Annotated in this window: 12 protein-coding genes; 4 read left to right on the plus strand and 8 right to left on the minus strand. The window is 59.6% G+C overall.

The annotated features are described in order from the left end of the window. Nucleotides 1-2: 2 nt before the first annotated feature. A complete protein-coding gene (locus AB4043_RS13670) occupies nucleotides 3-941 on the minus strand; it encodes a cation diffusion facilitator family transporter (RefSeq protein WP_442301517.1) in 939 nt (312 codons plus the stop codon). A 3-nt stretch (nucleotides 942-944) separates the two neighbouring features. Continuing rightward, entirely contained in the window at nucleotides 945-1,382 is a 438-nt protein-coding gene (locus tag AB4043_RS13675) for a hypothetical protein (protein ID WP_442301516.1), read from the minus strand. A gap of 137 nt (nucleotides 1,383-1,519) precedes the next feature. On the opposite strand from AB4043_RS13675, the gene hslV reads away from it, so the two are divergent. From hslV to hslU, 3 genes are all read left to right on the plus strand, one after another. Beyond that, entirely contained in the window at nucleotides 1,520-2,134 is a 615-nt protein-coding gene (hslV, locus tag AB4043_RS13680; protein ID WP_442301515.1) for an ATP-dependent protease subunit HslV, read from the plus strand. 110 nt (nucleotides 2,135-2,244) lie between these two features. After that, on the plus strand, nucleotides 2,245-2,460 hold the full coding sequence (locus tag AB4043_RS13685) for a hypothetical protein (protein WP_442307283.1): 216 nt from the start codon (nucleotides 2,245-2,247) through the stop codon (nucleotides 2,458-2,460). Between the two features lie 5 nt (nucleotides 2,461-2,465). Then, a complete protein-coding gene (gene hslU / locus AB4043_RS13690) occupies nucleotides 2,466-3,956 on the plus strand; it encodes an ATP-dependent protease ATPase subunit HslU (protein ID WP_442301513.1) in 1,491 nt (496 codons plus the stop codon). On the opposite strand, the gene AB4043_RS13695 is transcribed toward hslU, so the two are convergent. Then, nucleotides 3,944-4,444 (minus strand): hypothetical protein, encoded by a 501-nt coding sequence (locus AB4043_RS13695; protein ID WP_442301512.1) that lies wholly within the window; start codon nucleotides 4,442-4,444, stop codon nucleotides 3,944-3,946. The two genes, hslU and AB4043_RS13695, sit on opposite strands and share 13 nt — an antisense overlap. 122 nt (nucleotides 4,445-4,566) lie before the next feature. Here AB4043_RS13695 and AB4043_RS13700 point away from each other — a divergent pair, with 122 nt between their 5' ends. Continuing rightward, a complete protein-coding gene (locus tag AB4043_RS13700; protein WP_442307284.1) occupies nucleotides 4,567-7,326 on the plus strand; it encodes a valine--tRNA ligase in 2,760 nt (919 codons plus the stop codon). Between the two features lie 192 nt (nucleotides 7,327-7,518). Here AB4043_RS13700 and AB4043_RS13705 read toward each other — a convergent pair whose 3' ends face one another. From AB4043_RS13705 to rpsR, 5 genes are all read right to left on the minus strand, one after another. Further along, entirely contained in the window at nucleotides 7,519-8,085 is a 567-nt protein-coding gene (locus AB4043_RS13705) for a hypothetical protein (protein WP_442301509.1), read from the minus strand. Continuing rightward, the gene (locus AB4043_RS13710) at nucleotides 8,082-8,609 is read right to left on the minus strand and encodes a hypothetical protein (protein WP_442301508.1); all 528 of its coding nucleotides are present in this window, start codon (nucleotides 8,607-8,609) and stop codon (nucleotides 8,082-8,084) included. The genes AB4043_RS13705 and AB4043_RS13710 overlap by 4 nt, the downstream gene beginning before the upstream one ends. Next, complete coding sequence (locus tag AB4043_RS13715) at nucleotides 8,606-9,136, minus strand: RNA polymerase sigma factor (RefSeq protein WP_442301507.1); 531 nt, start codon at nucleotides 9,134-9,136, stop codon at nucleotides 8,606-8,608. The genes AB4043_RS13710 and AB4043_RS13715 overlap by 4 nt, the downstream gene beginning before the upstream one ends. A 284-nt stretch (nucleotides 9,137-9,420) precedes the next feature. After that, nucleotides 9,421-9,927 carry a 50S ribosomal protein L9 gene (gene rplI, locus AB4043_RS13720; RefSeq protein WP_442301506.1) on the minus strand — a complete coding sequence of 169 codons (507 nt, stop codon included), beginning with the start codon at nucleotides 9,925-9,927 and terminating at the stop codon, nucleotides 9,421-9,423. A gap of 24 nt (nucleotides 9,928-9,951) precedes the next feature. Beyond that, nucleotides 9,952-10,117: 30S ribosomal protein S18 (gene rpsR, locus AB4043_RS13725; protein ID WP_442307285.1), on the minus strand; the 166-nt coding region annotated here is incomplete at its 5' end.

The following is a 10,117-nucleotide window of genomic DNA, read 5'->3' on the forward strand; positions in this document are numbered from 1 at the left end:
ACCTAATTCGCGTGAGTATGATCGCACTCGTGGTGCGCTTCTTCTGGAGGTGCGCAGCAGTTCTCTTCCGAGCGCGGGCAGCACTCCATCTCGAACTGAATCGTCGTGTGGGTGATGTGGAAGTTGCGGCGTAAGGCCGCCCGGATGCCATCGAGGATTCCGGTCTGGTCCTGCATCGGCACATCGCCAACCGTAACGTGGCTGGCCAGGGCATAGCTCTGTGAGCCCAGGCTCCAGACGTGCAGGTCGTGCACGTCGCGTACACCAGGAATGTCACACATCGCCTCGCGGACATCAGCCAGGCAGAGACTGCGCGGTGTGCCCTCCAGCAGGATATTCAGGGTCTCGCGCACGATCCCGATACTCGACCACAGGATCATGGCGGCAATACCGATCGACAGCACCGGATCGATCCAACGCAGACCTGTCCAGGCAATCGCCGCGCCTCCAGCGATAACGGCAGCCGTAGACAGCGCATCGCCCATCATGTGCAGGAAGACTGAGTGCAGATTCAGATCGCGGCCGACCCGCCACAGCAGCAGAGCGATGACACCGTTCATCACCACGCCGAAGGCGGCGACCGCCATCATGATTCCCGGCTGCACATCGACGGGCCGGTAGAGCCGGCCGACAGCGGCAAGGCCGATCCAGATGGCGATCACGATCAGGGTGATGCCGTTGACGAAGGCGGCCAGAACGCCGGCGCGCTGATAGCCGAAGGTCTTTTCGTCCGTGGCCGGTTTGGCCTGAAAGTAGACCGCCACAAAACTGAGCAGGATGGCGAAGAAGTCGCTGGCATTGTGGCCGGCCTCGCCGACCAGAGCCAGAGATCGGGCACGGATGCCGAACCACAGGGTAGCGATCACATAGAGCGCCGTCAGCAGCAGAGAAAGCTGCAGCACTCGCTGTGTCTTACCGGTCGGACTGCCGTGGACATGCATTGCTCAGACGACTCCTGCGGTATTGCGTTCGCTGCCGCGCAGGCCGCTCCAGCTTTCGGCGAGCACGATACTGTTTCCCGGATTGCGGGGATCGTACTTGATGCTCACGGGCAGGTCCCAGCGGACTTTAGAGATACGGTCCCGAAGCGGGGTAACGTCCTGTGCGGCTTCGTATTCGACGCCGGCAAGCTCGTATTTGTATACCAGCACATCCGGAAGCTCTTCCGGACCGGAAGCTTCCACGATGGTACCGTCGATCAACCTTCCAGATTCGGCCAGGTGCTGCCGGCGGCGGCGTTCCAGCTCCTCCGGAGAAGGCTTGCGGCGAAGCGCCAGCCACCCGGCAACCGCCACAGCAACGACAAAACCGGCGCCGATCGCGATGGCCACCTGCGGATGGTGCATCACGGTTTGAACCAAAGGAAGCCCAACAAAACGCATTGCGAAAGTACCTCAGACTTGCTGCCGCTAGTATGCCATCGCAACCACTCGGTCCTGACGGTTTTCCCGCCGCCTGACACTTATTTGATGCCTGTGGGCGCTGTCTGGAAGCGCTGCCCGGCGGCGTACAATAAGGTGTGAGCAAAACCGCTGCAAGCAAAGGAAATGCCGCCCAAACCAGACACCAGATCGGGCATCCGATCGACCTCTCCGCAGGCCGCATCCGGTCGACGACGGTCATCTGCGTACGGCGCAATAACCAGGTGGTGATGGCCGCCGACGGGCAGGTCACCCTGGGGTCCAGCGTTCTGAAACACTCGGCCAAGAAGATCCGCCGGCTGTACCAGGACAAGGTGCTGGCGGGCTTCGCGGGCTCGACCGCAGACGCGTTTTCGCTCTTCGGACGGTTCGAGTCGAAACTGGAACAGTACGCCGGAAACCTCGGCCGCGCGGCGGTCGAACTGGCAAAGGACTGGCGCACGGACAAGATGCTTCGCCAGCTGGAAGCCCTGCTCGTCGTAGCGGACCTGAACCAGACCTTCCTGCTCTCCGGCACGGGCGACGTGATCGATCCCGATGAAGGCATCTGCGCCATCGGCTCCGGCGGCAGCTTTGCCCTCGCCGCGGCCCGCGCGCTGTACCAGAACACGGAGATGGGCCCACGCGAGATCGCCGAAAAGGCGATGAAGATCGCTGGCGACATCTGCATCTACACGAACCAGACATTCACGATTGAAGAGTTGAAGGCTTAAAATATGTCTATGGATAAGACGCTCGTTCGAGTTGCGAATCCAGAAGAACAAAAGGCTGATACCTATCGCTATTGGCAGAGTGTCTCCAGCGGAGAACGGATGCGCGCCACGTGGGAACTGAGTCTGCGTTTCTACAGGCTGAAATGGCGTTTCAGGACGCGTGGGAAAGCCGCATCCTAGGACAGACCGATCCGGACGACCCGATGACGGTCAACTATATGTCGATCGACGATTTGATACGAAATAAGACAGCGAGCGGCAGACTCCGCGATCTGGCAGACGTTGAAGATCTACAAGCCGCCAAGCAAGCCCAAAAGAAGGACTAATTCTCATGGCCATCTACCTCCCCGGCACCGCCGAAGATCAAGCTCTCGCGCTCGACGAGCTGACGCCTCGCGAGATCGTCGCCGAGCTCGACAAGTATGTCGTCGGCCAGAAGGCCGCTAAGCGCGCCGTCGCCATCGCCCTGCGCAACCGCATGCGCCGTCAGAAGCTCTCTCCCGAGCTTGCCGACGAGATCATGCCAAAGAACATCATCATGATCGGGCCCACCGGCGTGGGCAAGACCGAGATCGCCCGCCGGCTCGCCAAGCTGACCAATTCGCCTTTCCTGAAGGTCGAAGCCAGCAAGTTCACCGAGGTCGGCTATGTGGGCCGCGATGTCGAATCGATTGTGCGCGATCTCGTCGAGATCTCCATCGACATGGTTCGCGAGGAGAAGCTGGAAGAGATTGAAGACAAGGCCGAGCTGAACGCCGAAGAGCGTCTGCTGGACCTACTGCTGCCACCCACGCCCGTTGTACCGCCGGTGGCAACCCAGGATGGCAAGCCGCTGCTCGAAGGCAATGTTGAGGCCGCGCATGCCAGCGAACACAAGACACGCGAAAAACTCCGCCAGCAGTTCCGCGAGGGCAAGCTGGACGACCGCACCGTCGAGCTGGATGTGCGCGACAAGAATGGCCCGTCGTTCGAGATCATTACCAGCCAGGGCCAGGAAGAGATGGACGTCAACCTGAAGGACATGCTTCCGGGTCTCTTTGCTCCGCGCACCAAGAAGCGCAAGATGAAGGTGCCAGAGGCCTTCGATTACCTGGTGCAGGAAGAGGAGCAGCGGCTGATCGACCTGGACCAGGTCACGCGTCAGGCAGTCGAGCGCGTTGAAGACTCCGGCATCGTCTTCCTGGACGAAATCGACAAGATCGCCGGACGCGAAGGCGGCCACGGCCCTGATGTGTCGCGCGAAGGCGTACAGCGCGACATTCTGCCGATTGTCGAAGGCACCACCGTCAGCACGAAGTACGGCATGGTCTCAACCGACCATATCCTGTTCATCGCCGCAGGCGCCTTCCATGTCTCCAAGCCTTCAGATCTGATTCCCGAGCTGCAGGGGCGCTTCCCCATCCGGGTGGAGCTGCAATCGCTCACGGTAGAAGACTTCATCAAGATCCTGACCGAGCCCAAGTCGTCGCTGACCAAGCAATACACTGCACTGCTGGAGACCGAAGGCGTAAAGCTGGAGTTCACTACGGAGTCGCTGCGCGAGATGGCGGAGTTTGCCTTCCGCGTGAATGAGACGACGGAGAACATCGGCGCCCGCCGTTTGCACACCATCATGGAACGGGTGCTGGACGAGGTCAGCTTCCAGGCTCCTGATCTCTTCAAGAGCCCGAAGATCGACGATGGTCAGCCCGCGATTCCTGTTGAGGATCGCCAGACCAAGGCCGGTCCGGTGGAGAAGGTGATTGTCATCAAGCCGGAGTACGTGAAGGAGCAGGTCGCCAGCATCGTGAAGAACGAGGACCTGAGCCGCTACATCCTCTGATAACGCCCCGGATAAGGCGGCGGCATCGGAGTCCGGTTGCGGATGGTGGTGATCAGCAGCCAGATCAGTGCGGCAAAGAAGAGGATTGGCGCCAACGGAATCAAGATCCAGAGCGGGCTGGACGAAATAAGACGGTCTCCGTGCACCGTTGCGCCTTTTTCCGTGTAGCTTCCCCCAATCGTCGCAAGATCGCCGCCGATGCTGGACCCCTCCTCCAGCGTGATGGGGGTGGCAAATGCGGCTACATCGCCGGAGATGGATCTGCCGCCATCGACCTCCAGCTTGCCGAAGGCTATCGCGACATCGCCGGTGACGCGTCCATGCACAACAACATCGCAGAAAGCACAGGCGATATCGCCCACGGTCTGGTTCTCTTCCACAACAATCTGGTTTCCAACTCCTGCACGATCTTCAGAGCTGCGGGCATGTGCCACGACAGCGGAGATGGATAGAAGCGAAACAGCAGCAAGAATCGGTAGACGGCGCATGGAACCTACTCCTCCGCGGTGCACCCGATTCTACCGTGAGCACCGGCGGCTCGTACTAAAATTGAACTTTGGCCCTGTGCGCTTCATGGTGCACACAAACATGCGCCACGCCGGACATAGACATGCCGCAGGAACTCGCAAAAGCTTACGATCCGACATCAATTGAAGAACGCTGGGCCCGGTACTGGATTGAAGAACGTCTGTTCGACGTACCAACCCCGCCTTCGGGTACCTCTGTCGGCGAGAAAAAGTTCGTCCAGCTTCTACCGCCGCCCAACGTCACCGGCCGCCTGCACATGGGCCACATGCTTAATCAGACGGAGATGGACATCCTTGCCCGCTGGCACCGCATGAAGGGTGAGCGTTCTCTATGGGTTCCGGGTACCGATCACGCCGGCATCGCCACCCAGATGATGGTGGAGCGCCAACTTGCGTCAGAGAACACGACTCGCCAGCAGCTCGGGCGCGAAGCCTTTGAGAAGCGAGTCTGGCAGTGGAAACAGGAGTACGGTGGCGCCATCACCGGACAGATGCGGCGCCTTGGCGCTTCCGTCGACTGGTCACGCGAGTATTTCACCATGGACGAAAACCTCTCCACTGCGGTGCGGGAGGCCTTCGTCCGTCTCTACGAACAGGGCTTGATCTATCGCGGATCGTACATCGTGAACTGGTGCCCGCAGCAGCAGACCGCCGTCTCCGACCTGGAAGTGGTGCACGAAGAGCAGGCCGGCAAGATCTATCACATCCGCTATGACCTGGCTGATGGCTCCGGCTCGATCACCGTTGCCACCACACGTCCGGAGACGATGTTGGGTGACGTTGCTGTCGCCGTGAATCCGATCGACGAACGCTACAAAGCGATGATCGGAAAGATGTTGGTGCTGCCGCTGGTCGGCCGTGAGATTCCGGTAGTCGCCGATGACTGGGCAAATCCGGAGTTTGGCACAGGCGCGGTAAAGGTGACGCCTGCACACGATCCCAATGACTTCGAGATCGGCAAGCGTCATAACCTGCCGAACCTGAACATCATGGACGAGACCGCGCACATCCTTCTGCCGGACTCGCCCTACAACGGCCTGGACCGCTACGCCGCGCGCGAGCAGGTCGTCGCCGATCTGGAGGCCAAAGGGAACCTGGTCGCCATCAAGGACCACACCAACTCCATCGGCCGCTGCGACCGTTGCAAGGCGATCGTGGAACCGCGTCTTTCGAAACAGTGGTTCATCAAGATTCAGCCGCTCGCGGACAAGGCCATTGCTGCCGTCGAGGAAGGCCACATCCGGTTTACGCCGGAGATGTATGCGAAGACCTACTTCGAGTGGATGCGCAACATCCACGACTGGTGCATCTCGCGTCAGCTCTGGTGGGGACATCGCATTCCCGCATGGCACTGCCCGAAGTGCTCCGGCATCACCGTTGCGCGGGWGACTCCGGTTGCCTGCACAGCATGCGGCAACGATGAGCTGGAGCAGGAGACTGATGTGCTGGACACATGGTTCTCCTCCGGCCTGTTGCCCTTCACCGTTTTTGGATGGCCGGAGGCGGGTGCGGCGCTGGAAGCTTTCTATCCCACCGAACTGCTGGTCACCGGCTTCGACATCCTCTTCTTCTGGGTGGCCCGCATGATCATGCTGGGATGTCACTTCATGCTCGACGTCCCCATGGCCGACGGCAGCAAGCGCACGCTGAAAGATGCAGTGCCGTTCAAAGAGGTCTATATCCACGGCCTGGTGCGCGATGCCGATCGCCAGAAGATGTCAAAGACCAAGGGCAATGTGATCAATCCGATCGAGATCATTGAGCGCTTTGGCACCGATGCCGTACGTTACACGCTGGCGAGCCAAGCCTCGCCCGGAACCGACATCGCCTTCAACGAGCAGCGCACCGAGGGATATCGCGCCTTCGCCAACAAGATCTGGAATGCGGCCCGCTTCCTCTTCATGCAGATTGAAAAGGCAAAGGAAGCTGGCTACAAGATCCGTCTGGGCGAGAACCTGCCTGTGACCGTGCTGCCGGCAGAGACTCCGCTGGAGACACGCTGGATCTTCGCTCGTCTCTCCGTTGTAAGCGCCGAGGTGGAGACAGCACTGAACAGCTACCGCTTCGATGAGGCCTCAGCGGCCGTCTACCAGTTCTTCTGGGGCGAGTTCTGCGACTGGTATCTGGAGTTGGTGAAGCTGCGGCTGAACTTCGATCGTCCGGGCAACGCTGAGACGGCGATTACACTGGCCTCGCTCGTAGGTGTCTTCGAAGCCGCACTGCGGCTGCTGTCGCCGTTCATGCCCTTCCTCACGGAAGAGGTGTGGCATGCGCTGTACGACAACGAGCCGTACGCCAAATCGATTGCGCTGACGCGTTATCCGCAGGCGAGCGACTTTCCCTCCTACAAGGATGCGGAAGAAAACATGGCACTGTTGCAGGATCTCATCGTCTCCATCCGCGGCCTGCGCAAAGATGCTGCTGTGCCCGAGAAGGAGTTCGCACCGATCCGCGTCTTCGCCGACAACCATGTCGTCGCTCTGGTCGATTCCAACCGCGAGATGCTTTCGCGCCTCGCGCGTGTCGACGCAGTCGATTTCATGGAAGGTGCGCTGAGTGGAGCCAACGTTCGCAACACGCCGAAGTTCGATGTAGCGGTAGTCTACGAGCGCCAGATCGATGTGGCCGCGGAGACCGAACGTCTGACCAAGGAGATCGCAAAATTAGGCAAAGGGCTTATGTCAACCGTGACGGAGCTCAGATGGGCGAAGACCGGGCGCCACTGTACACCGATCAGCGGCAGATTGAACGCCACTCAGCACAGAGCTCACAGGCGCCTGTCGGTAAGCTCAATACGCGCACACCCGAAGGTGAGAAGCAGGGAATCACATCTCACTCCGTAAGTGAGGAGTCGGCACGGCAGCATAAAGTAGCCGACAAGCGGGAAGATGCTCAGGCTGGAGTCAACCGTTTCCGCAAGAGCGCCTGATATCAACCATTACCAGAGCACCCGATCGCAGCAACGGCAGATTCAACTCGCATTGAAATGCCGCTTCTAAACAGAGGTGCTCTCCTGATGACGGCTGCGACTTTGCCTATTTGACTTCGGTCGCGGTCAGCTCCAGTTGCATCGTGCGCTTGGAAGCGACATCGTCGGACGAGAAGAGTGTGATGGGCTTGCCAAGGGGAGCAAAGATTGGAGAGCTCCAGGAATTCTGCCGGACTATTCTGGGGAAAACGCTGTTTTCAGCGTTCGTGCTGGAATCGATGCTTGTGAATTCAGCCTTGATGAAACAATAAAGTTTTCCATCTTCCACGCGGTCTTCCCGGATATCGATATTCACGCCAACGTCGATGTACGTGATCTGCGTAGTGTTTGGCTTCGCCGTCTCATAACTGAAGGGAATTGGCACCTTACTGCCGGTGCGGATCGATGAAGTTCCCGCCGTCTCCTTCGAACCGCCGGCCAGATACGTCGAGTACTCACGGCTGTTGATCACCTTTCCACCCTCGAGCTCCTTCACGACAAACTTCAAGAGATGGCGCGTCGCTGGTCCGGATGGAGCCGTGTCCTTGGCAGCTGCCTCTTGAGCAGGTGCGGCACAGCAGAGAGTGAGAACGACAAGAAGGAACAAGGTGCATGATTTCAATCGGCGGATCATTGGGTCTCCTCAGGTAACGGTGCAATGTGAATTTCAGCAATCTCGATCGGCTCTTCCTGCCGTTGTTTGAGTTCGGCCGCGGCCTGCACCACCCGGGGATCGGACAAGGCGACAGCATCGCGATGCGCCGTCGTATCTCTGACAGGCGAAGGAAAGACATCAAGCTTGGGAAGCTTCTCTTCCCCACGGGTAGCGAGAACAGCCTCAGCAGCGGGACGGTCTTTCCGGGCATGGCGGGAAGGCACTGACGGTGATGGCAAAGACTTCATCGGCAAAGACGCAAGAGCGCCTGCCCTCGGCGATTGCACGATTGCAATGGCAGGCTTCTGCTCAAGCGGCTTCGGAGACCGCGCCGTCCAGATCACAACGCCCGCGGCGCAGATCGCAGCCGCTCCAACTGCCCACACCCACAAGGACCGGCGGTCCCGTTGCGAGGCAACACGCTGCAGGATGCGTTCTTCGAATCCATGCAGCGGTTCCGCATTCGCTTCACGGTGAAGCAGATCGTCCAACTCCTCCATCACGCCTTCCTCCTTTCCAATCGTCTCCGCAGCTCTTCCCTTGCCCGCTGTGTACGCGTTCTCACCGTGCCCTCGGGAATACCCAACATGGCTGCGACCTCGCGCGACGTGAGGCCTTCAATCGCTGTCAGCAACAGAGGCTGTCGCAGCTCTCCAGGCAAGCCATCGATCAGGCGATGCAGCCGTTGCTGTTCACTCCATCCAGCGGCGAGATCTTCTTGAGACGCCGTTCCTGCGGGAAAGTCCTCATGCTCGGCAAAAGCTCGCGTATCCTTGCGCGGCAGCCGGTCGAGAGCCGACCGATACGCCGCCCGCGCCAGATATGCACGTGCATCCTGCGGATTGGGCTGTGCGCGATAGGCCTTGAGAAAGACATCCTGCACGGCGTCTTCCGCATCCTGCTGATTTCTCACCACGGCATAGGCGATTCGATACAACAGCCGCGCATGTTCCTGGACAAGCCCGGCGAAGACCGCATCCCATTCGTTCTTGCGCACCAGAATCAAGTCGGCAATAAGTTCGCGGCGCATTCCGAGTTGCAAAGCAGGCGAACCCATTCATTGTCCTTTCTACGGTCATGGACCTGAAGGTCTACAGTCATAGACCGTGAAGACAGAAGAAGTGTTCGGATTAAAGCATTTTCCCTCCTTCTGGGTATCCCGAACGGGGCCTGCAGTGGCGCTTTCATAGCGGGAAACGCTCATAGATGCGGAAGCCCTTCATCCCACCTACAGGGAAAATGCTCTATTTCACCAACACAAACAGAAAAGCCGCCCTGTCGGGCGGCCTTCGTGTCTTGCCTGTGCAGAAGGGCTTACTCAGCCTCAACCGTCTCCGGCTCGTCCGCAGGAGCGGCACTGGAGATAACCTCTTCCGGCTTGTCGCTCTTGATGACAACCTTGACGTGAGCCGAAACCTCCCGGTGCAGCTTGATCGGCACGTGGAACTCGCCGATGGTCTTCAGCGGCTCGTCCAGAGCGATCTTGCGGCGGTCAACGGTAAAGCCCTGCGCTTCGAGAGCTTGGGCAATGTCAGAGGAGGTAACCGAACCGAAGAGGTGGTCGCCCTCGCCAACCTTGCGCTCGAAGACGAGCTCGGCGTTGTTGAGGCTGGTGGCCTGCGTCTCGGCATCGCCCTTCTCGCGCGCGGACTTGCGCAGAGCCGAGCCCTTCATCTGCTCGATGACGGCCTTGTTCGCTGCAGTCGCCTCGATCGCGAGTTTCTGCGGCAGCAGATAGTTACGGCCATAGCCGTCGGCAACCTTCACGACGTCGCCACGGTGGCCGAGCTTGAGGATATCTTCCTTCAGAATGACTTCCATTTGAATCTCTCCTGATCTCTTTGCTTAGTAGCGAGCCGCGAACGGCAGCAGGGCGATGTTACGAGCCTGCTTGATGGCCGCGCTGAGCTTGCGCTGGTGAGTGGTGCAAACGCCCGTCAGGCGGCGGGGAACAATCTTTCCGCGCTCGGCGACAAAGCCCTGCAGCAGACGCACATCGCGGTAGCTGATG

This window comes from Terriglobus sp. YAF25, from assembly GCF_052113305.1.
Classification (GTDB): domain Bacteria; phylum Acidobacteriota; class Terriglobia; order Terriglobales; family Acidobacteriaceae; genus Terriglobus.

Excerpts from the sequence above, each read along its gene's own strand:
- AB4043_RS13670 (WP_442301517.1), bottom strand. The coding sequence starts at position 941 with ATGCATGTCCACGGCAGTCCGACCGGTAAGACACAGCGAGTGCTGCAG.
- AB4043_RS13675 (WP_442301516.1), bottom strand. The coding sequence starts at position 1,382 with ATGCGTTTTGTTGGGCTTCCTTTGGTTCAAACCGTGATGCACCATCCG.
- hslU (WP_442301513.1), top strand. The coding sequence starts at position 2,466 with ATGGCCATCTACCTCCCCGGCACCGCCGAAGATCAAGCTCTCGCGCTC.
- AB4043_RS13695 (WP_442301512.1), bottom strand. The coding sequence starts at position 4,444 with ATGCGCCGTCTACCGATTCTTGCTGCTGTTTCGCTTCTATCCATCTCC.
- AB4043_RS13705 (WP_442301509.1), bottom strand. The coding sequence starts at position 8,085 with ATGATCCGCCGATTGAAATCATGCACCTTGTTCCTTCTTGTCGTTCTC.
- AB4043_RS13715 (WP_442301507.1), bottom strand. The coding sequence starts at position 9,136 with ATGCGCCGCGAACTTATTGCCGACTTGATTCTGGTGCGCAAGAACGAA.
- rplI (WP_442301506.1), bottom strand. The coding sequence starts at position 9,927 with ATGGAAGTCATTCTGAAGGAAGATATCCTCAAGCTCGGCCACCGTGGC.